The 20,968-nt window shown below is 66.5% G+C and carries 23 protein-coding genes; 12 read left to right on the top strand and 11 right to left on the bottom strand.

The window, feature by feature from the left end; all coding sequences use genetic code 11:
* Positions 1-169: 169 nt before the first annotated feature.
* From LI336_RS11380 to LI336_RS11370, 3 genes are all read right to left on the bottom strand, one after another.
* Positions 170-1,315, bottom strand: a complete 1,146-nt coding sequence (locus LI336_RS11380; RefSeq protein WP_227133260.1) for a nicotinate phosphoribosyltransferase — start codon at positions 1,313-1,315, stop codon at positions 170-172.
* Positions 1,312-2,712, bottom strand: a complete 1,401-nt coding sequence (locus LI336_RS11375) for an Hvo_1808 family surface protein (RefSeq protein ID WP_227133259.1) — start codon at positions 2,710-2,712, stop codon at positions 1,312-1,314. Before LI336_RS11375 ends, LI336_RS11380 begins: the two co-directional genes overlap by 4 nt.
* 95 nt (positions 2,713-2,807) lie before the next feature.
* The gene (locus tag LI336_RS11370) at positions 2,808-4,352 is read right to left on the bottom strand and encodes an Hvo_1808 family surface protein (protein ID WP_438267280.1); all 1,545 of its coding nucleotides are present in this window, start codon (positions 4,350-4,352) and stop codon (positions 2,808-2,810) included.
* 145 nt (positions 4,353-4,497) lie between these two features.
* On the opposite strand from LI336_RS11370, the gene LI336_RS11365 reads away from it, so the two are divergent.
* On the top strand, positions 4,498-5,067 hold the full coding sequence (locus LI336_RS11365) for a cysteine hydrolase family protein (RefSeq protein ID WP_227133257.1): 570 nt from the start codon (positions 4,498-4,500) through the stop codon (positions 5,065-5,067).
* A gap of 45 nt (positions 5,068-5,112) precedes the next feature.
* Here the strand turns inward: LI336_RS11365 and LI336_RS11360 are convergent, their stop codons facing one another.
* The 5 genes from LI336_RS11360 to LI336_RS11340 form a co-directional block, all read right to left on the bottom strand.
* Positions 5,113-5,565 (bottom strand): DUF5807 family protein, encoded by a 453-nt coding sequence (locus LI336_RS11360; RefSeq protein WP_227133256.1) that lies wholly within the window; start codon positions 5,563-5,565, stop codon positions 5,113-5,115.
* A 553-nt stretch (positions 5,566-6,118) separates the two neighbouring features.
* Complete coding sequence (locus LI336_RS11355) at positions 6,119-6,700, bottom strand: flagellin (protein ID WP_227133255.1); 582 nt, start codon at positions 6,698-6,700, stop codon at positions 6,119-6,121.
* A gap of 24 nt (positions 6,701-6,724) precedes the next feature.
* Positions 6,725-7,327: a flagellin gene (locus LI336_RS11350; RefSeq protein ID WP_227133254.1), complete on the bottom strand. Its 603-nt coding sequence runs from the start codon at positions 7,325-7,327 to the stop codon at positions 6,725-6,727.
* Between the two features lie 220 nt (positions 7,328-7,547).
* Complete coding sequence (locus LI336_RS11345; protein ID WP_227133253.1) at positions 7,548-7,928, bottom strand: DUF7500 family protein; 381 nt, start codon at positions 7,926-7,928, stop codon at positions 7,548-7,550.
* 130 nt (positions 7,929-8,058) lie between these two features.
* The gene (locus LI336_RS11340; protein WP_227133252.1) at positions 8,059-8,634 is read right to left on the bottom strand and encodes a flagellin; all 576 of its coding nucleotides are present in this window, start codon (positions 8,632-8,634) and stop codon (positions 8,059-8,061) included.
* A 392-nt stretch (positions 8,635-9,026) separates the two neighbouring features.
* Here LI336_RS11340 and LI336_RS11335 point away from each other — a divergent pair, with 392 nt between their 5' ends.
* The 8 genes from LI336_RS11335 (at position 9,027) to LI336_RS11300 (ending at position 16,781) form a co-directional block, all read left to right on the top strand.
* On the top strand, positions 9,027-10,199 hold the full coding sequence (locus LI336_RS11335) for a FlaD/FlaE family flagellar protein (protein WP_227133251.1): 1,173 nt from the start codon (positions 9,027-9,029) through the stop codon (positions 10,197-10,199).
* Between the two features lies 1 nt (position 10,200).
* A complete protein-coding gene (gene arlF, locus LI336_RS11330; RefSeq protein WP_227133250.1) occupies positions 10,201-10,632 on the top strand; it encodes an archaellum stator protein ArlF in 432 nt (143 codons plus the stop codon).
* Positions 10,633-10,722: 90 nt separating this feature from the next.
* A complete protein-coding gene (gene arlG, locus LI336_RS11325; RefSeq protein ID WP_227133249.1) occupies positions 10,723-11,175 on the top strand; it encodes an archaellum stator protein ArlG in 453 nt (150 codons plus the stop codon).
* Positions 11,172-11,906, top strand: coding sequence for an archaellum protein ArlH (gene arlH / locus LI336_RS11320; RefSeq protein ID WP_227133248.1), 735 nt, complete (start codon positions 11,172-11,174; stop codon positions 11,904-11,906). Before arlG ends, arlH begins: the two co-directional genes overlap by 4 nt.
* Before the next feature lie 7 nt (positions 11,907-11,913).
* Positions 11,914-13,581 (top strand): archaellum flagellar ATPase motor FlaI, encoded by a 1,668-nt coding sequence (gene flaI, locus LI336_RS11315; protein ID WP_227133247.1) that lies wholly within the window; start codon positions 11,914-11,916, stop codon positions 13,579-13,581.
* A gap of 4 nt (positions 13,582-13,585) precedes the next feature.
* Complete coding sequence (gene arlJ, locus LI336_RS11310) at positions 13,586-15,304, top strand: archaellar assembly protein ArlJ/FlaJ (protein ID WP_227133246.1); 1,719 nt, start codon at positions 13,586-13,588, stop codon at positions 15,302-15,304.
* Between the two features lie 91 nt (positions 15,305-15,395).
* Positions 15,396-15,833 (top strand): FlaD/FlaE family flagellar protein, encoded by a 438-nt coding sequence (locus tag LI336_RS11305; RefSeq protein WP_227133245.1) that lies wholly within the window; start codon positions 15,396-15,398, stop codon positions 15,831-15,833.
* A 441-nt stretch (positions 15,834-16,274) separates the two neighbouring features.
* Positions 16,275-16,781, top strand: a complete 507-nt coding sequence (locus LI336_RS11300) for a PadR family transcriptional regulator (protein ID WP_227133244.1) — start codon at positions 16,275-16,277, stop codon at positions 16,779-16,781.
* 95 nt (positions 16,782-16,876) lie between these two features.
* On the opposite strand, the gene LI336_RS11295 is transcribed toward LI336_RS11300, so the two are convergent.
* Together LI336_RS11295 and LI336_RS11290 are read right to left on the bottom strand one after the other, a co-directional pair.
* Positions 16,877-17,314 carry a DUF7112 family protein gene (locus LI336_RS11295; protein ID WP_227133243.1) on the bottom strand — a complete coding sequence of 146 codons (438 nt, stop codon included), beginning with the start codon at positions 17,312-17,314 and terminating at the stop codon, positions 16,877-16,879.
* Between the two features lie 216 nt (positions 17,315-17,530).
* Entirely contained in the window at positions 17,531-17,941 is a 411-nt protein-coding gene (locus tag LI336_RS11290; RefSeq protein ID WP_227133242.1) for a 30S ribosomal protein S6e, read from the bottom strand.
* Positions 17,942-18,235: 294 nt separating this feature from the next.
* Here LI336_RS11290 and LI336_RS11285 point away from each other — a divergent pair, with 294 nt between their 5' ends.
* Both LI336_RS11285 and LI336_RS11280 read left to right on the top strand, forming a co-directional pair.
* Entirely contained in the window at positions 18,236-18,556 is a 321-nt protein-coding gene (locus LI336_RS11285) for a WNWW family protein (RefSeq protein ID WP_497007373.1), read from the top strand.
* 231 nt (positions 18,557-18,787) lie between these two features.
* Positions 18,788-19,360: a DoxX family protein gene (locus LI336_RS11280; protein WP_227133240.1), complete on the top strand. Its 573-nt coding sequence runs from the start codon at positions 18,788-18,790 to the stop codon at positions 19,358-19,360.
* 36 nt (positions 19,361-19,396) lie between these two features.
* Here LI336_RS11280 and LI336_RS11275 read toward each other — a convergent pair whose 3' ends face one another.
* On the bottom strand, positions 19,397-20,260 hold the full coding sequence (locus LI336_RS11275; protein ID WP_497007372.1) for a diacylglycerol/lipid kinase family protein: 864 nt from the start codon (positions 20,258-20,260) through the stop codon (positions 19,397-19,399).
* A 193-nt stretch (positions 20,261-20,453) separates the two neighbouring features.
* Here LI336_RS11275 and LI336_RS11270 point away from each other — a divergent pair, with 193 nt between their 5' ends.
* Positions 20,454-20,954 (top strand): TspO/MBR family protein, encoded by a 501-nt coding sequence (locus LI336_RS11270; RefSeq protein WP_227133238.1) that lies wholly within the window; start codon positions 20,454-20,456, stop codon positions 20,952-20,954.
* Positions 20,955-20,968 lie beyond the last annotated feature (14 nt).

Below are 20,968 nucleotides of genomic sequence, written 5' to 3'. Positions count from 1 at the left end.
CGTGCTGGTTCTGGAGCGAACGTTCAAGTGCGGAGCCGCGGCGACCGTCGGCGTGCCCGACGCGTGGGTGCGTCGACGTCCAGGCGGGAGTGCGACTCGCGTCGACGCGAGCGGCCGCGACGAGTCGCCTGCTCGCCACCCGACTGCAGCAATCGCTACGAGCGACGCGTCAGTAGTCGACGCGGCGGGCGTCGGCGAGACAGCGGTCGGTCGCGTCCGCGAGGTCGAACTCGCGGACGAGTTCGCCGTCGTCGAGCAGCCCTTCGAGGAGTGGCGTGCCGTCCGTGGGGCCGGGGCGGTCGGCGAGCCCGACGTGATGTGCGCCGTCCGCGGTCCGGTACACCTGTTTGACGCCGCCGAGTTTCCCGCGTTTCGCGACCGGTTCGCCGTCGACCGCGACGATGTCGAGCGCGAAGTCGACGGGGTTCGCGTCCGTGATGGCACTCCCGACGCCGAACCCGTCCACGACCCCTCGGAGTTCGCGGAGTTCCGCGGGCCCGAGTCCGCCCGAGACGAAGACGTCGACGTCGTCGTGGCCGCGTACGTCGAGCGCCCACTGGACCTCGCGGACGATGTGCGCGAAGTCGCCGCGGCGACTGCCCGTGGTGTCGAGGCGGACGCCGTCGAGGTCGTCGCCGAGTGCGTCCACCGCACGCAGCACCTCGTCCTTCTCGTCGGTGAACGTGTCACAGAGCGCGATCCGTGGGACGTCCGCGGGCGCCGCGTCGTCGAACGCGCGCCACGCAGCCTCCTGGTTCCCGCGCCCGAAGCACAGCATGAGCGCGTGCGGCATCGTCCCGCTCGCCTCCCGTCCGAGGACGTCGCCCGCGGCGACGTGACTGAAGCCGTCCAGGCCCGCCAGGAGCGCGCTCCGTTCGACGACCGCGGCGATGCTCGGGTGGACGTGGCGTGCACCGAAGGAGAGGACGTTCGACTCGGGCGCCGCACGTCGCGCGTGCAGCGCCGCGGAGGCGAACCCGCTCGCGTGCGACAGGTACCCGAGGAGCGACGTCTCCAGGCGCGCGAACTCGAGGTAGTCGCCCGCGATACGCATCACCGGCCCGCCGTCGAACACGCGGCCTTCGCGGAGCGCGTGTACGTCCAGGTCACGTCCCTCGAGGAGCGCTGCGGCGTCCTTCACGCCCGCGAACACCTCGAACTCGCCGTCCGGGAACTGGTCTGCGGTCACCTCGGCGACCACGTGTGGGTTCCGGCCAGCACCTTCGAGTGCTTCGACCGTCCGGTCGAAGTACGCGTCCGTCGCCCGCCCCGACAGCACCGCGTCGTCGGGGATCGTGTCGAACGTCTCGCTCATACGCGGGCTTCGAGCGGCCCGCCGAAAAGCGAGTCGGTCCCAGCGCGTGCGAAGCCCTGCCTTCGGGGTTCGTGTACGCCGTCGAGCGCGTCGACCGTCGGCGCGTTCACGACGAGGACGGTGTCGCCGCGGCGGACGACACGGAACGCGTCCGCGAACGCGCCGTCGCGGACGACGAACACGCCGTCGCCGCGTACGGTCGCGTCCTTCGACCCGAGGAGCTCGCGGTACGCGTCGGCGAACTCGCGAGCGTCCGCGTCGCTGTCCCACGTCGTCTTCCAGACGTACCCGTACGCGCCGTCGTGCTCGTACGCGACCAGTTCGTCGCCGCCCCAGCCCGCCGTGATGGGGTGGTCGTACGTGAACCGCGACAGCGGGTCGTCGTTGCTCGCGTAGTGCTCGTTCGGGATCTGGCCGTTGTACCAGAACATCGCGTACGCGGTCGCCTCGCCGACGACCTGCGGGCTCCCGACGCGGTTCCACGCCGCGTTCGACCGGTCGTCGACGACGACGTCGTCGGGGCGTTCGTCGGGATACGCGTCGGGGTGGATGACCTGCTCGGTGCTCTCGGGTTGTGCGTCGAAGGCGGCGTCGACGGCGTCCCAGCCGCCGCGGTCGTGGAGCGCGGCGACGAACGTCGACCCTTCGGCGTACGGGACGAACGTCGACGCGAACAGCCCGCGGTTGTACGCCGGCGGTGCGCCGCCGCCCTCGCTTTCCGGGACGTCGACGCAGTCGTACGTCCCGTTCGCGCACCGCTGCTCGTAGCGGTACTCGACGTAGTTCGCGTCGCCTTCGACGATGCCGCGGCCGGCGAGGGTCGCGTCGCGCGTCCGACCGTCCACGCGGAGCGTCAGCTGCTGGTCCTGGAGTGCGTGCTCGAGTTCGTGCACGAGCGTCGCCCGCGAGATGCCGAGGTCCGAGCCGCTCCCGATGACGACGATACGGCCGTTCGTGTAGTACCCCTGGACCGCGGACCCGTACAGTTCGTCGAACGCCGCCGCGACCCCGGCGTCCTCGCCGACGACGAACGTCGCCTCCCAGAGTTGCTCCTCGGTCGGCGTCCCCTGCGGGTCGTCGCTCCCGCCGGAGCGGTACTCCTCGCGGGAGAGGACTCTCACCTGGACGTCCTCGGTGAACTCGTGGCCGCGGATGCGCTCGACGCGTGCCATCATGCGCGCAGTCACGACCTCGAGTTCCCCCTTCGAGAGGCCGTCGCTCGCGGTGACGGCGACCGAGTCGTTCCACCAGTAGCCGTCCTCCCACCCGAGGACGTCCTCGCTCGGGTCGGGTCGGTTCGACTCGGGTTCCTCGATGCCGCCGACGTCGAGGAGTCCCGAACAGCCCGCGAGCGCGACGACGACGACGAGTGCGGCGACGACGAGAACGCGACGCATCACGTGCACTTGGCGGCCGCGGTGTAAAAGGAGTGGTGCGAGCGGTCGCGGCCGGTCGCGCGTTCACGCGGCGACCCGGCCACCTCCGTCACCGATCAGGCGAGGACCGCGACGGCGTTCGTCGGCGCGGTCGCGTTCGTCGACCCGGACGCGTACTCCGGTTTGAGGGCGTCGACCGCGTCGACGTCCGGCCCGTTCACGACGACGACGCGCGTCCCGTCCATGACGACGCGGAACGAGTCCGCGTACGCGCCCTCCGAGACCGTCCACGTGTTCGTGTCGACCTGTTCCGCGCCGAGCCCGTTCAGGAGTTCGAGGTACGCCGTCCGGAACTGCTCGGCGTCGCGCTCGGTGTCCCACTCGGTCACCCACACGTAGCCGTCCTCGTCGCTGTCCGCGGACGTGTACGGATACACGCGGTCGCCCGCCCACCCGTCAGAGGGCGGGGCGCTGTAGTTGTAGCGGTCGAACTCGCCCTCGGCGCTGAGGAGCGCGCGCCAGTCGACGATGTCCTGGCCGAGCCCGCCGGCGCGCTCGGGGTACGACGCGTACCAGAACATCGAGTAGATCGATACCTCACCGACGGTATCGTACCCATCGACGCCCTGGCCGGGGAACGTCTCCCAGCCGTCGGTCGCGGTGTCCTCGTAGTCGATGGTCGCGGGTGGCTCCACCTCGTCCGGCGTCCGCGCGTGGATGACGGTCTCCGTCGACGCCGGCGGGTTCCGGACGACCTCGTCGACGAGCTCCCAGCCACCGGCCTGCTTCAGGCGGTCGATGTAGTTCGGGCCGTCAGCGTAGGGATTGAATATCGTGACGTAGATCCCGAAGTTGAACTCGCCGCCACCACCGCCACTGGAGGGCGTGGCGACGCAGTCCCACGTGCCGTTGATACAGTAGTCCTCGTACACGTACTCGACGTAGTTCGCGTCGCCTTCGATGACGCCGTCACCGGCGAGGTTCCCGTCCTGGGTCGGGGCACGGTACTTCGCTTGCGTGAGGTCGAAGTACTGGTCCTGGAGGGCGTGCTGGAGTTCGTGCACGAGCGTCGCGTTACTGATCACTGGCGTGTCGGGGTTGTCCGAGATGATGACGATGGCGTCCTCGCTCGGGCTGTAGTACCCGCCGACGCCCGAGGAGTAGAACTGCGAGATCTGGTCGGTGACGTTCTTCTCCTCGCTGGAGATGAACAGCGCCTCCCAGACCTGGTTGTTCCAGTCGGACTGCGCTTTCGGCGTCCCGGAGCTACTGGACTGGTTCGCGTACTCGCTACGCGGGATGACGTCCACGGGCACGCGTTCCGTGAACTCCTTGTTCCGGATGACCTCGACGCGCGCCATCGCGCGGGAGACGAACGCATCTATCTCCTCGTCCGTGAGGCCGTCGGACTGGTCGACGTCGATGGATTCGTTCGCCCAGACGCCGTCCTCCCATCCGAGGACGTCCTCGCTCGGATCGGCTGGTGCGTCGTCGCTGTCGTTGGTGGCCGTCGTGGTTGGCGCGGTACTGGTCGTCTCGGGGACGGTGGTCGCTTCGGTCGCGTCGCCGGTCGTCGTTCCGGGGCCGGCTGGCGCGTTACAGCCGGCGAGGACGACGGCGAGGACCACGAGGACGGTTGCCAGTCGCTTCATAGCTATCATCGGGGGCTACGAATTAAAGAAACGCCCGGTCGAAGCGACCTGGCACCTGGTGGCCGGCCCTGGCGGAGTCGGCTGACGGGACGTACCGGGTCTGGTCGTCGGTCGGAGCCGAAGGATTAGGAGGGCGGCGGGCGGACGTTCACGTATGCACGCAGACTCGGATTCCGCAGCGCTCGTCGTGGTGGACATGCAGAACGGGTTCTGTCATCCCGAGGGAAGCCTGTACGCGCCCGGGAGCGAGGACGCCGTCGAGCCGGTCAGCGACCTCGTCGACCGGGCGCACGACGCCGGCGTTCGCGTGGTGTTCACGCGCGACGTGCATCCGCCCGAGCAGTTCGAGGACGCGCACTACTACGACGAGTTCGAGCAGTGGGGCGAGCACGTCCTCGAGGACTCCTGGGACGCCGAGCTCGTCGACGAACTCGACGTCCACGAGGACGACCACGTCGTCGAGAAGCACACGTACGACGCGTTCCACGACACCGAACTCGACGGGTGGTTGTCCGCACGCGGGATCGACGACCTCGTCTTCTGCGGGACGCTGGCGAACGTCTGCGTCCTCCACACCGCCGGGTCCGCGGGCCTTCGAGATTATCGGCCTGTCCTGGTCGAGGACGCCATCGGTGCGATAGAAGACGACCACAAGACGTACGCGCTGGAGCACGCCGACTGGTTGTTCGGCGAGGTCGTCGACAGCAGCGACGTCACGTTCTGACGCGGGTTCGCGGACCGAGCCGGAGCCGTCGGTGGCGACTCGCGGTCAGTCCTCGGCGGCGAGCCACTTGTCGGAGTACGACGCGCCGCACGCACAGTGCGCGTAGGCGTGCACGACGTCCCCTTCGGTGTAGAGGCCGTCGAACTCGTCGTCGTCCTTCTCGTCCTCGCTGAACGCGAACACGAACTGGACGACGTGGTCGGTGTCGGGGTCGTTCTCGGCGTCCGGGCACTCGCCGGTCGTGAGGTCGTGGCCGATCTCGCTCTCGGTCCCCATAGCACCCTGCGCGAAGTTCATCGCGTCCATCCCGGTGGCGGCGTGGAACGCGTTCCGGCCGCTCTCGCCGTCGACGACGATGACGATACCCTCGGCGGTCCGGACGCCGTACTTCTCCAGGCGTCCGAGGTCGTCCACGTAGTCGTCCGCGAGGTAGATCGCCACGTCGTCGGGCTGGTCGCCGGCGAGGAACGCCTCCCGGCGCGCACTGACGTCGGTCATGGGACGTACTCGACGGTCGAGGCTGAAAAACTCCGCGTGTTCCCGGCGCTCGCAACGTGCGTGCACGCGCCGCGGCGACTGCGCAGGATTCCGCCGGCTGTCGCTGTCGAGCGTGGCGTCGAAAGAAAGACTGCGAGTGGCCGGTGGTCGCGTCGTCACGCGAGACCGGCCGCGCGTTGGGTGAACTGTGAGTCGGCTCGTTGCGGGCCGACTCGGGTTGCCTACCGATGTGGGATACGCCGAAGCGTATGGTCGTTCGCGATTCCTCGATCGTTCGTGCGTACCGGACCGACGCGGCGTGGGCCTCCTGGGACCACGCCTCCGTCACGTGCGTGCGTGACGGCGTCGGTGTGTCGTGCCTCGAACTGGGTCCGCCACTATCATTCCTCGGTTCGGATGGCGGGTCCACGAGCGCATCCGGCCGGCGCCAGACGCGCTGCCAGCGGCGCACACATCCTGCCGCGTGCCACCGGCGCATCCCCGGCGTCAACGCCGGAGCGGGATGCGCCCGGGGACGAGCTCACCCGGACGATACCGGGTCGATGATGTGCCGTTAGACCGCCACGTAGCTCTCGCCGCTGATCGTGTCCGGGACGTTCACGCCGTAGATCGTGCTCGCGCCGGACTGGTCGACGAACGTCACCGTCGCCTCGTCGCCCTCGGCGAGGACGTCGTCGACACCACTCCCGCTGAGATCGATGCTGATGACCTTCCGCTCGTCGGTTTCGTTGAGGACCAGGTCATCGCTTGCAACCGTCAAAGCCGTGTCCCCGTCCGTATTGTAGACGATGAACGAGTTCGAACCAACCGAGGTGTCGAACGAGAGCGTCTCGGCTTTGGCATCGCTCTGGTATTGAACGGTCGTGTTCGCGAGGTCGATGTCTCCCGAACCCGCGGACTTCATGACCGTGAAGTTAAGCTCGGCAACGTTACCGCTATCAACGTCCCCGACGGCGCTAACGACCGTGATCTGATTCGAAACCTGTGCTTGCGAGTCCGAGGCCGTGTCGGAGGCCGAGGCCTCGAGCAGTCCGGCAGTGTTGATGAGCACGCCGGCTGCGACCGCAGCGACCAGGACCATCGCGATGAAGATGATCAGGGTGCCGATACCGACCTGACCGCGTTCACCTTCCATGGATTCTTGAAGTTGCATCATTGTTTACACCGAGACGTACGTTTCACCGCTGACCGTGTTCGGCACATCGACACCGTAGATGGTGGTCGCGCCGGACTGGTCGACGAACTTCACCGTCGCATCTTCGCCCTCTGCGAGCGTGTCGTCGACTGCGCCTGAAGCGAGGTTGATCGTGATGACCTTCCGCTCGTCCGTGTCGTTCAGGACGATGTCATCCGACGCCGTGAGTGCAGTATCACTATCCGTGGCGGTCACAATAAACGTGTTCGCGCCACCTGAGGTACCGAATCCGAGCGTCTCAGCCTTGTCGTCGCTCTGGTATTGGACACTCGTGTTCCCGAGGTCGATGTCTCCCGACCCCGCGGACTTCATGACCGTGAAGTTCAGGTACTGAATTTCGTCATTGCTGTCGGTCTCTCCGACGGCGCTGACGACCGTGATCTGATTCGAAACCTGTGCTTGCGAGTCCGAGGCCGTGTCGGAGGCCGAGGCCTCGAGCAGTCCGGCGGTGTTGATGAGCACGCCGGCTGCGACCGCGGCGACCAGCACCATGGCAATGAAGATGATCAGGGTGCCGATGCCGACCTGACCGCGTTCGTCGTCGTTCGTAGGGTTTTCCACTATCATTCTTTGTCGTGTGGGGATGCGCCCCGAATAGTGCATGTATCCGGGTTACTATCAAGGGCTGTATCAGTTCGGTCGCCGTTTCGGGGCGCGACTCAGGTCTCGAAACGAGGCCCAGAACGGTGCTCGTATACCGCTGCCTGTGTGTGGTTCGTGTGATTTCGTTCGGCCGAACGCCGCCGCTAACAAGTTGGAAAACCTACCAGAAAGTATCAGTAATCGCTCAGAAGTTTAGCTCGGAGGCTGCCCGCAACACCGCGAGCGTCTCCGCCGGATCCGCGTCCGAATCGAGCTGGAGCGCGTACCAGCGTAGCATCTCGGTGAACACCTCCCGAATGTCGTTCGACGTTACCCGGCGTCTCGAAACACCGGCCTCGGTTTTGACGGCCAGATCGACTCCGAACCCAGCAGGCGACTGCGCTAATGCCTCGGTGGGCGACGGCGACCCGTCGGTCACCACCTGACCCCCATCGGAGCGGGTCGGGCGTGCTCGCCCACCACTCGGCGACGACCCAGTCCCGCCGGTAGAGACGAGGTAGCGGTCGTCGTCGAGCTGTCGAACGTGCTCGTCGTCGTCGAGCGCGAGCTCGTCGGGCGACAGCACGCCCCCGGACCGTTCAGAGGACCTGCCGCCGCTGCGAGCACGTTCGGGCGTCGTGTCGTTCGTGTCGGGTTCGTTCGTGGTCATACGTTGTTTTCTATCGTGTGCCCGCGAGGGGCACCGCCAGCAGCGCTCACACCTTCACGTACTTCTCGTTGCTGATCGTCTGCGGGACGTTCACTCCGTAGAGTGACTTCGCCCCCGAAGCCGTGACGATAGTGAGCATCGCTTTCTGGCCTGACCGGAGTCCACCTGGCCCTTCGAGGTCGGTGTTGTCGACGCGAATCGTCAATACGATGCGGTCGTCTCTGCTGTTCAGGACGTTCGAACCACTGCCATCGGTGTTCGTCAGATTCACCGCGGGGTGGCTCTCCTTCAGCGAGACCGCGGCGTTGTCCGAGATGTACTCGAACGACGCCTTCTCCAGGTCCATGTCGCCGGCGCCGGCTGCCTTCATCAACGTCAGATTCAGGGTGTCGACGCTATCGCTCGACGAGTCGACCTCGCCGACCGCGCTGACGACGACGATGTGATTGGAGACCTGTGCTTGCGAGTCCTGACTGGTATCGGACGCCTTCGCTTCGAGCATCCCCGCCGTGTTGATGAGGACACCTGCCGCGACGGCTGCGACCAGGACCATCGCTATGAAGATGATCAGGGTCCCGATACCGACTTGACCGCGTCTGTCGTGTGCTTCGGGTACGTGCATCGGTAGTTCACCATCCGTGACCGAACGTACCCGACTCGCGTACGCCCTCGCGTGAGGACGCACTGTCCCCGACTCGGCCGTCCGTCGGCCACAGGGCTGGGCAGCTCGCTGGTCGTCCGCTGACGACCGGGAGCGGCCACGAGCCCCGTGCCGGGGCGAGTCGGGAAGGTTCATCACGAGATACGGGGGGAGTGCCCCCGAGTACGTGAACGCGAGTTCGGTTATTCAAGACGTGTATGCCCTCGTTGGCCGATTCGAGTCTCGACTCACGCCTCGAAACGCGGGGCGAGGGTGTACGCGCTTCTTTAGTCGTCTACACGGTACTGACAGGTGGCGTATCCGGTATCGCTCGGGCCGACTCGCTCGAATCACGACCACGAATCACACCACAGATGGGACTTCGAGACGTCCTCGCCGACTTCCTGAGTTCGGAGGGGAGCCAAGATCGCGCTGGCCGCGACGACGCCAGCGGTGGCTCCGGCTCCGAGTCCGACGACGCGCAGGGGAGCGAGGACGCGTCGGGTCCGCCCGAGTCCAGTTTCGACGTCGAGCTCGAGGAACTCGACCAGGAGGAGCAGGTCGAGGCGCTGGAAGGACGCCTCGACGAGATGGAAGGCAGCATGCAACAGAACCAGTCCGAGCTGGAGACCATCAAGGGCTCCCAGCAGGACGTCGCCGAGCAACTGAACGAGGTGAACGACACCGTCCGCCAGCTGCTCGGTATCTACGACCAGTTGACCGCCGACGTGAATCCGTTCATGGAAGGGCCGACGCGCGACGCCGACCCGGACGCCGACGGGTTCGGTGTCGTCGGCGGCGAGGAACCGGATCCGGACGGCGAGGTCGTGGAGGCGGTCGTCGACGGCGCGGACGCCGACGACGAGGAGGACGAGGAAGACGATGCGGAGGCGGAGGCGACGGACGACGACGCGGTGACGGTCGGCCTCGACGACCTTCGCGCGGAACACGACGCGGCGGGGGACGAGGCGGCCGACGAGGAGGCGGCTGCGGCGTCGGACGACGGCGGGACCGTCGCCGTCAAGGAGGACGCGGCGGATGCCGCGGGGAGACAGGACGATGAACCAGTCGACAACGAGATCGAGGTCGAGCCGACGACGGCCGAGGAATCGATGAGTCAACACGACCCGGAACCGGCGAGTCAACGCGGGCAACTCGACGACGTTCGGCGCGACGCCGGCACGTGGCGCGAGGACGCCGATTCGTGGGACCGGGAGGACGCCCCGTCGAGTGGCGCGGTCGCGCTCGCGGGGCTCGCGGACACGTACGCGACGGAGATAATCGTCTTCGAGTGGTTGACGAGTCTCGTGTCGACGGCCGGGCCGGCGGCGACGCTGCGCGCGGTCGCGTACTACGAGGAGATCGGGTGGATCAGTCCGCGAGTCAAGGCGTACCTGGAGTCGGTCATCTCGGGGCCGGACCTCGACATGAACGTCGACCCGAGTCGCGACCCGAACGAACTCACCGCGGAGGATCACGCAGAGAGCTACGAGTACATCATGAAGCTGGACGCGGTCCAGCGAACGATCGACGACACGGGGTTATAGGATGGGTTTCAGTACGAGCGGGTCGATGGCGGTCCTGTTCGTCGGCGTCCTGATAGCGATCAGTACCGCGTACCCGATGATGAGTGCCGCGAACGAGCGCGTGCAGACCGCGGTCGACGACCGCGGTGATCGCGCGGTGTCCCAGCGGAACTCGGACATCGAGCTCGGGAACGTGACGTACAACGCGACGACGGACGCGCTCGTGGTGCGGGTGAACAACACGGGGTCGCGGACGTTGTCCGTGGCGGACACGGACGTTCTCGTCGACGGCGCGTACCGACAGGGGTACGCGACGAGCGTCGCCGGCGACGGCACGCGCACCATCTGGGTGCCCGGGGAGACGCTGCGCATCGAGGTGTCGACGTCGACGCGGCCGGATCGCGTGAAGGTCGTCACCGAGTTCGGGATCGCGGAGACGGAGACCGACATATGAGCCACGCTACGACCTACATCGACGGCGGCGAAGGCGTACGGACGCACCGCGACGCGGGCGTACGGCCGCACCGCGACGGAGGTGACGGCGATGGCGAGTAGTCCCGTGTCGAGTCTCATCCTCTTCATCGCGGCGATGATCATCGCGGCGAGCGTCGCCGGGACGATGGTGACGAACGTCGCGGAGGTGAGTGACGCGATAGATACGCGGAGCGTGGACGCCGAGCAACGCATCGACACCGAGATCGAGGTGATCTCCGACCCCGGGTCGAGTGCGGTGTACGACGACGGCAACACGGAAGTGTCAGTACTCGTGAAGAACACGGGGTCGAACACGCTCCCGGCCGAACCCGGGAAGGTCGACGTCCTCGTCGACGGCGAGTACGTCCCCGCGAGCGACCAGCAGATGACCGTCCTCGACGGGTCGAGCTGGCGGCCCGGAACCGTGCTGCGTCTCGACGTCGACGAGTCGCTGTCGCCGGGCGAGCACCGCATCGTGCTCGTCATCAACGGCGACCGGGAGGTGTTCACCTTCTACGTATGAAGGTGAACGGTCACTACTCGCTCGGGCTGGAGGACACCGACCGCGTGAATCACGCCGTCGGCGGCGGCATCCCCGAAGGCAGCCTGGTGCTCGTCGAGGGCGTCGACGGCGCCGGGAAGTCCGTGTGGACCCAGCGGATGTGTTACGGGATGGCCGAGGAGGACACGTTCGTCGCGTACGTCTCCACGGAGCTGACGGCCGCGGACTTCATGCAGCAGATGCACTCGCTCTCGTACGACATCGTCGACCACATGCTCTCCGGGCAGGTACTGTTCCTGCACGCGGACGTGGACACGCACCGCGGCGGCGACCGCCGCGAGCTCCTGTCGAAGCTCACGGAACCGAGCACGCTCTGGCAGGGCGACGTCATCGTCGTCGACGCCTTCTCGGCGTTCCTCCGGAACGACCCGCGGTTCGACGCGATCGCCGCGCACGGCGACGAGGACCACGAGATGGAGAGCGTCCTCACGTTCCTGCAGGGGATGACGAGTCGCGGGAAGACGGTCGTCCTGACCGCGGACCCGGAGTCGACGACCGAGCGCGCGCTCCGCCCGATCCGGAGTACCGCGGACGTCTTCATGCAGATCGAGACGGAGGAGGTCGGGCAGGAGATCCGGCGGAACGTTCGCGTCCGCCGGTTCTCGAACATGAAGCAGCCAGTTGACGACGGGATCGCGTTCAACGTCCAGCAGGGGCGTGGACTGACCATCGTGAACCGGACGATCGCCTAACACACCTATGTCAGAACACGGTACTCAGCGGATGACGACGCAGTTGCGCGAGCACGCAGACGACCACCCGCACCTCCAGAATCACCTGGAGGAGTTCCACGCGGAGTTCGGCGAGTACCCGCTGTTCGTCGAGAACGTCGGCGACTACGAGGCCGATCGACCGAACGTCTGCTATCGCATCAGCGACGAGGTGTTCGTCCAGGTGTACGGCGACCTCGGCGTGAGCAAGACGTACTACTGTATCGAACCGCAGCTCGACGACCAGCAGCGCGAGGTGTACGCGCAGGCCCGCCAGCGCATCCTCGACCGGAGCGTGTCGCGGCCAGCGCCGAACGACGACGACGAGTTCGAGGCGCACCTGGACGCACTCCTCGACGAGGTGGTGTCGGTCGGTGGCGCCATCGGGTCGTTCTCCGGCGGGCTCGGCGGGTCCGTCACGGTCGACCAGCGCACGTACGAGGCGCTCCGGTACCACCTCCAGCGGGACATCGTCGGCCTCGGCCCGCTCGATCCGGTGATGCAGGACCCACAGAACGAGGACATCCACGTCATCGGCCCGCACCAGTGCAACATCGACCACGGGACGTTCGGGATGGTGGAGACGAACGTCGACTTCGGGGACCCGGACGCGTTCAACACGTGGCTGCGGAACATGGGCGAACGGATGGACTCGCCCATCTCGGACTCGAACCCCATCGTCGACTCGACGCTCCCGGACGGGTCGCGTATCAACATCATCTACTCCGACGACGTCTCCGTGAAGGGCCCGTCGCTCACCATCCGGCAGGGCGACGAGATCCCGCTCTCGATATTCCAGATCACGAAGTGGGGGACGCTCAGCCCCGAGCTGTCGGCGTACCTCTGGCTCTGTCTGGAGAACGAGCAGACGGTGTTCGTCGTCGGTGAGACGGCGTCCGGGAAGACGACGACGCTGAACGCGAGCCTGTCGTTCATCCCGCAGGACTCGAAGATATACACCGCCGAGGACACCGCCGAAGTCATCCCGCCCCACGACACGTGGCAGCAACTCCTCACGCGCGAGGGGCAGGGCGAGGACGAGTCGAGCGACGTCGACATGTTCGACCTGGTCGCGGCCGCGCTCCGGTCGCGCCCGGACTACATCATCGTCGGGGAGGTCCGTGGGGCGGAAGGCCAGATGGCGTTCCAGGCCGCCCAGACCGGGCACCCCGTGATGCTCACGTTCCACGCGTCGGACATCGTCTCGATGATCCAGCGGTTCACGGGCGCACCGATCAACGTCCCGGAGACGTTCATGGACAACTGCGACGTCGCGCTCTTCCAGAACCGCGTGAAGCAAGGCGACGACGTCCTCCGCCGGGTCACCTCCGTACAGGAGATAGAGGGGTACAGCGACTACGAGGACGGCGTCATCACGCGCCAGGCGTTCAACTGGGACCCGCGCGAGGACAACGTCGAGTTCACCGGCCGGAACAACTCGTACGTGCTCGAGGAACAGATCGCGACGCTGCTCGGGTACAACGACACGCGGAAGATATACGACGAGCTCGACCGGCGCGCGGAGATCATCCGCCAGCTCATCGACGCGGACGTCCTCGGGTACCACGAGGTCAACGACGCCATCGAGGGCTACCAGCGCGACGGCATGGAGGGCCTCCCGATAGACGTCACCGGACTGCAGAGCGTGACGATGTAACATCATGTCGGCGGCAGCACAATCGGACAGCGGGATATCGATCCGGACGGTCCTCGAGGACCTCCAGCAGTCGTATCGACGGATGGACATGCCGATGCGGACGTACCTGCTCGTGGTCGTCCTGCCGTCGGTCCTGTTCGCCGTCGGGTCGATTGCGGCGGCGCTCGTCGTCTCGCTCCCGCTCACGGTCGCCGGGCCGCTCGTCGGCCTCGGCGTGTTCGCGGTGTTCGCCGCACTCCTCTACCCGAAGGCCGTCCAGGACCGCTCCCGGAAGCAGATACGGCAGCGCTTCCACCTGTTCCTGACGCACATCACGGTGCTGTCGATGACGAACATCAACCGCGTCCAGATCTTCCGGACGCTGGCGGGCGAGGACGAGTATCAGGCGCTGGCCGACGAGATGGGGCACCTGGTCGCGCTCGTCGACACGTGGAATCAGAGCCTCGACGACGCCTGCCGGATGCGCGCGAACCAGGTGAACTCCGACCTCCTCAGTGACTTCCTCGAACGGCTCGCGTACACGGTCGGGTCCGGCCAGCAGATAAGCGAGTTCCTGATGGACGAGCAGGACTCCATCATCCAGCAGTTCGTCATCCGGTACGAGGCGGACCTGAACAAGCTCGACGTCATGAAGGAGCTGTACCTGTCGATGATGCTGTCGACCGCGTTCGTCCTCGTGTTCGCGATCGTCATCCCGGTCATCGTCGGCATCGACCCGACGGTCGCGGTCGGCGCCGTCATCGGGCTGTTCGTCATCGTCCAGGCCGGGTTCGTGTACGCGGTCCACACCGTCTCACCGAACGACCCGCTGTGGTACCGGGAGCCGGAGTCGTTGACGTACCCGCTCGGGTACGTGAAGGCGCGGCTCGCGCTCGGTGTCGGGCTGTCGATCGTCCTGGCGGCGGCGGTCGGCGTCGTCCTCCTCGGGTACGCACCGGTCTCGCCGGACGTCCTGCCGTTGCCGGTGATGGCCGCGCTGCCGGTGACGCCGCTCATCATCCCCGGGTGGAGCGTTCGGCGCGAGGAACGGCGCGTGCAGGTTCGCGACGAGGAGTTCCCGAGTTTCGTGCGCGCACTCGGCGCGGTCGAGTCCGTCAAGCAGTCGTCGACGGGGAGCGTCCTCGAGTCGCTCCGGAAGAAGGACTTCGGGGCGCTCACGAAGAACATCGACAACCTCTACAAGCGACTGCACATGCGCATCGACACCACGCGCTCGTGGCACCTGTTCGCCGCCGAGACTGGGTCGTTCCTCATCCAGAAGTTCGGTGACATGTACGTCGAGGGACGTCGGATGGGTGGCGAGCCGAAGCACCTCGGGCAGGTCATCTCGCGGAACCACAGTCAGGTGATGAAGGTCCGCGAGCAACGCAAGCAGGCGACGACGACGCTCATCGGCGTCCTCTACGGGTTGACGGCGGCGTCGGTGTTCGCGTTCTTCGTCGGGCTGGAGACCGTCGAGATGATGATCACCATCATGGACGACATGGGTGACCTCGGTCGGATGAGTTTCCTCATCAACGTCGAAGGGTACGACCTGCAGGTCATCGAGTTCCTCCTGCTCCTGACGATCGTCCTGAACGCGCTCCTGTCGTCGGTGATGGTGCGCGTGAGTGACCGCGGCCACCAGGTGAGTGGATACGTGCACTTCGTGATGCTGACGTGGACAGGCGCGCTCACCGCGGTCGTGACGCGCATGGTCGTCGACGCCCTCATCACGGTCTAACCGCCTCCCGGCGGCGGTTCCGAAGGGGACGACTCAGGTCTCGATTTCACGCGACGCTTGAAGTGGACAGCGGTGGTGTGTTCGTGCAAGGATGGAGCGCGAGAAACCGTACCTCAGGTCGATATCGAAGTCCGCGGACCGGATGGAGACGACGATGCAGTGGGCACGGTATCTCGGCGAGACGTTCGGGACGAGTGGCGCGCTGAACTGTCTACGGTACTACGAACGCCTCGGGTGGATCTCGAGCGAGGTCCGCGAGGAGATGATCCGGTACATCCGCGGGCTGTCGCTCTCGGAGATCCACAACAAGAAGTACGACGAGCCGGCGACGCTCGAGTATCCCCTGGAGACGCTCTCCGGGACGCCGTTCGGGACGCACGCGCGGTCGCTGAAGTACGTCGCGAAGATCGCGGGCGACGACCTCGAGGAGCACCTGATGTTGGCGCGACTCGCGGAGCGGCGCGTGGACAAGCAACTCGGTGACCGGAGTGCGCGCAAGGAGGTCATCGAAGCGATCGGCGACGATTGACTCGATCGGCGAAGATCGAATCGATCCGCAAAAATCGAATCGGTCGGCGACGGTTCGGTCGTCGTTCGCGTCTCCGCGGGAGCCGGGTTCGCGTGGGCCTGGTTCGGGCGCTCCCATCGCATGCTCGTGATTCACGCCCACGCCGAAATTACAGGCAGATTTCTTATACACTACCCATTCGTTTTTAGTTTCTGAGTCGAGTCCCGATTCCACAGAACCGGATATATAGCCCATATAGCCGACGTTTGGACCGTATCCGGAATGGTTAGTCTACATCCCCAGACGCCAGAATAAAACTGTCACTTGCCGGATAACGGCCACACCACTTATGTGTGATAGCTACAATGTACGAGTGTACTCTGGAACGGTCTCTTGACACGCTACGTGGGTACGTGGGTCGTGTCTCAGGGGGAGGCCGGTTCGGAGGGAAGGTGACGACTGATGTACGAGGAATCCGACAACGCACAAAGCGTGTTCAACGAGTTGACCGCATCGGCAACGAGCGACGACGACGAGAGCAGCGAGGTGGAGTTGCTCATCGGGTCGACGCCGAAGGCCGACGACAAGACCGTCGAGCGCGAGCTCGACGAAATGCTCGACGACGTCCGGGCGGCACTCCCGACCGACGACGTCGACTTCGAGGAGGACATCGTCAAGGAGAACCTGGACGAGATACTCCTCATGCTCATCTCGCTGCGCGGCGAGACCCACGGGAAGGAGCTCATCTCCGACCTCACGCGGCTGTTCGACGCACAACTCAGCCCCGGGACGGTCTATCCGAGCCTCCACCAGCTCGAGGAGGAGGACGTCCTGAAGATGCACAAGAAGGTCCGGACGAAGGAGTACGCCATCGACGACGAACGCGAGGTCCGCGAGACCGTCGAACGGACGATGGTCCAGCACCTCGCGTTTGGCTTCCTGCTGTACTCGTTCCTCCCCCGCCTCTAGGAATCTACCTCACCTACTCTACTCGACTCGCCCCCCGAGTGACGACCACGAGAACCCCACGCGGTCGTCGACGGCGACTGTCGCTCGAACGACCGTCACTCGCCGCGTTCGACCTGCTCCGCGATGTCCGCGAGGCTCTCGTCGGGCGCCTCGTGCGCCGTGTAGAACGACTTCTCGCCGGGTGCGCGCAGCCCGTACAGGAACCCTTCCTCGACGACGTCCACGAGCACGGACCCGCCCGGCTGGCGGTTCACGTCCTCGCACCACGCCGCCAGGCGGTCCTCGCCCGACCGGTCGCGCGCGTCGTCGGGCGTGTCGAACGCACCAGCGAGCAGGTACGTATCGTCCGTGAGGTGACGCTTGACCTCGGCGTGACGCGTGTCACCGTCGACGACCACACGGACGACGTCCCCTGCCGGGAACCGATCCATCTCGTCGGCGGGTATCTCCACCCGCAACCGATCCATCGCACCGTGCTTCACGAGCGTCGCTCGCACCGTCGGCACGGCATCCGAAGAAACGCGGTCGGCCATACTTCCTCTGCGTGACGGCGACGCCTAAACCCGTCGCTCCCGACGAATCAACTCCGAGAACGCGCACACGCTCGATTCCGACCGCACTCGCCGCCGACACTGCGACGCGACGACGACGCCGGACGCGTCGCTATCCGGTTCGAGAAGCAAGAGCCCGGTGCGCGCCGAGGGCAACGCCCTCAGGAAACCTACGACGCACCGAACCCGAGAACGGCGTTACTCGTCGGCTTCGTCTTCGTCGTCCTCGAGCCCGAGGAGGGACTCGACGGACTCCTCACCGGCTTCGGCGACGGTGACGTTGATCTGGACGACCGCGTCACTGATCTCGCTCCCACGAACCGTGAGGCGCTTTCGCTTCCCGTCGCGATCCTGATTGTAGCCGACACCGTCCGCCTTCATCAGGACCTCCTTGAGGTTCGGGCCGGCGACGTCGCCGCTCATCGGGCGACCAGCGTCGTCGCTCCCGCCCGTGATCTCGAGCGTGTACCCGTCGAGCCCGACGGCACTCCCCTCGACCTCGTCACCGATCTCCTTCCCGACGAAACGGTTCGCATCCTGTCCATCGACCTCGAGCTGGTGCGCGAGCCCCGACTCGGGGTCACCAACCACGACGTTGAAACTGGGCATAGAGGGACCCAGACGGAGCGCGTAAAAAACACCATCGAAACCCGGCTCGCAGCCATATCGACGCGAACCCACCGCAGAACCCGCACCCGCAACGACTCCACACCGCCACCGCACCGCGGTCGCAACGCCACCGCGGCCGCACCGCACAGCGACCGCGGTCGCATCGCACCGCCGCCGCACCGCCACCGCGGCCGCAACGCGACCGCGGCCACACCGCACAGCGACGGCTACCGCAACGGAACCGGCGACCTGGCGGTCGCCGGATGCTCGTGGAGCCGGTGGGCCGACGCACGTATGGGGGCCGCGCTCGTATCTCCCGTCGTGAAACCGGGTCGACTGGAGCTGGCGCTGGAACGCGAGTACGGCGGCGAGTCTCGCGTCGTCGTCAGGCAGGCCGTCGACCTCCGGGACAGCGGGTACTATCGCGAGGACGCCGGCTCCGAGTTGACGGCTGACGTCATCGTCGACCACCTCTCGGACGCGCCCGACGACTGCACTGACGCGGTCGAACGCTGGAACTGGTGGGTCGGGTCGCTCGCGCTCGCGTACGGGAACCGGTACGCGCAGTTCACCATCCGACGACCGCCCGACGTCGGCAAGGACCCGTACCGGTAGCGTGGGGCTAGCGTTGCAGGGACATCGGTCGTCGGACGACCGTCGAGTCGAACCGGCGGTCGGACGCTGCCTAACCTGTTCGGATACCTAACTGGTTTGGTAGGCTCGTTCGAAGCCGGCGTTCGAGCAGACCTTATCGAGTATTTCGAGCAGTTAGGACGATTCTACCGCCCTCCGGACATATGAAAGAACTGCATCAGTTATACCGTTGGTTGGTGACAGCCCACATGCATGGCAACGCAAGACAGACTCGAGACGGAGATCTTCGGTCGCGGCGTCACGTTCGAATACTCGGAGCACTGGGTGGGGTACTCGATGTTCCTCATGCGGGTCGTGATGGGGTGGGTGCTGTTCCAGGGTGGCGTGACGAAACTCGTCACGTACCTCGACGCGGACCCGGCGAACAACTGGACGGCAGCGGGCTTCCTCGCGAACGCCATCCCGGAGGGCAACCCCCTGATGGGGGTATGGTCGAACATGGCGGGCAGTCCCCTCATCGACATCCTGAACATGTGGGGGCTCACACTCGCCGGGCTCGCGCTCATCCTCGGCGCGTTCGTCCGGTTCAGCGCATTCTGGGGCGCAATCATGATGCTGTTCTACTGGGCCGCAGCGCTCGAAGGCGGCCTCATGGCCGGGCTCCCGCTCGCGCACGGCTGGGTCGTCGACGACCACATCGTGTACGCCGTGCTCCTGTTCGGGCTCGGCGCGTTCGGCGCCGGCCGCATCCTCGGCCTCGACGCACGCATCGAGCAACTCGACGTCGTCCAGAACAACCGCTGGCTGAAGTACCTGCTCGGATAACCGGTCGCACGACCGCCACACTCGGGCCGTTCCTTTTTACACGGGGTCGGGTTCGTAGCTGTCGCCGACGCGGAGGTCGAGCGCGCCCTCGCGCACCGACAGGTTCAGGCCGTCGTGCTCGGCGAGTTCCCCGTCGCGACTGAACCGGATGGGGTGGTCGGCGGTGACGTGGAGTTCGCTCGCCTGCAGGTGCGTGACGCCCGGCGTATCCTGCCCGAGCAGACGCTGGCCGAGTGCCTCCGCGACGACGTTCGCCGCCGGCATCTGTTCGACGACCGCCACGTCGAACGCGCCGTCCTCCATGTCGCCCTGTCCGCCTTCGGCGACGAACCGGCGCGCGTTCCCGACGAGGAGACAGAGCGCCTCGCCCGTCCACTCCTCGGTTCCCGCGTCGGTGACGGCCTCGAGTTCGATGTCGATGCCGTTCCACTCTATCGCCTCCTGTGCGCCCGTGACGACGAACGCGAGCGGGCCGAGGCGCGCCTTCAGGTCGCTGCTCGCGGAGAGGCTTGCGTCCGCTGGGAACCCCGCGATGGTGGAGACGAGGAACGGTTGACCGTCCGCGAACCCCACGTCGAGGCTCCGGACGTCGCCCGTGTCCGCGATCTCGACGCCCCGCCGGATGTCCGGGATGCCGACGTTCCCCGCGAGGAGGTTCGCGGTGCCGACCGGGACGACCGAGAGCGTCACGTCCCCGAGTCCGCCCGCGTCCGCGAGCCCGCGAACGACCTCGTTGATGGTGCCGTCGCCGCCGCAGACGCAGACCTCCGAGACGCCGTCCGCGACCGCGTCGCGCCCGAACGCGACAGCGTCACCCTCGCCCTGGGTGCGTTCGACCTCGAACCCGCGCCCGACGAGCAGGCGCTCGACGTAGTCCGCGTGGTCGCCACTGCCACTCACCGGATTCACGACCGCGCGACGCGACCCCTGGTACACGCCTCCAGTCAGGGTGCCGGCGACAGTAATTCCATCGACTCGGCGAGCGCGAACCCCGGTCGCCGGGTGAACGACTCCGCGGGAACGGCCCGGCTGTCGCCCATCCCCTCGCCGCTTGCACGCTCGTTTTATGCGGAAGGAACGCGTCTAGAGCGGTATGGGCACGACGTCCGTCGGTGACGACCTCGGTCGAGGGGACGTCCCCGGCCTCCTCGCCGCTATCGTCGTCGCGGAGCTCGCAGGCATCGTTCCCGCGGCGTTCACCGCGAGCGACGTCGCGTCGTGGTACCCGACGCTCGCCGCGCCGCCGCTGACGCCGCCGTCGTGGGTGTTCGGGCCGGTGTGGACCGTGCTGTTCGCCGCCATCGGCGCGGCCGCCTACCTGGTCTATCGGCGACGCGACCACCCGGTCCGGAACCGCGCACTCGCGCTGTTCGGCGTCCAGCTCGCACTGAACGTCGCCTGGTCGTTCGCGTTCTTCGGCGCACGGTCGCCCGCGGCAGGGCTCGCGGTCATCCTCGCGCTCGACGCCGCCATCCTCGCGACGATGGCGCTGTTCGACCGCGTCGACCGCCGCGCGACCGCCCTCATGCTCCCCTACCTCGCGTGGGTATTGTTCGCGACGTACCTCACCGCCGGGTTCTGGACGCTGAACTAGCGGCGTCGACCGAC

The sequence above is a fragment of the Halorubellus salinus genome, from assembly GCF_020567525.1.
Lineage (GTDB): Archaea > Halobacteriota > Halobacteria > Halobacteriales > Natrialbaceae > Halorubellus > Halorubellus salinus.
Note: the sequence above shows the minus strand (reverse complement) of the source record. Positions and strands in the feature narration are given on the sequence as shown.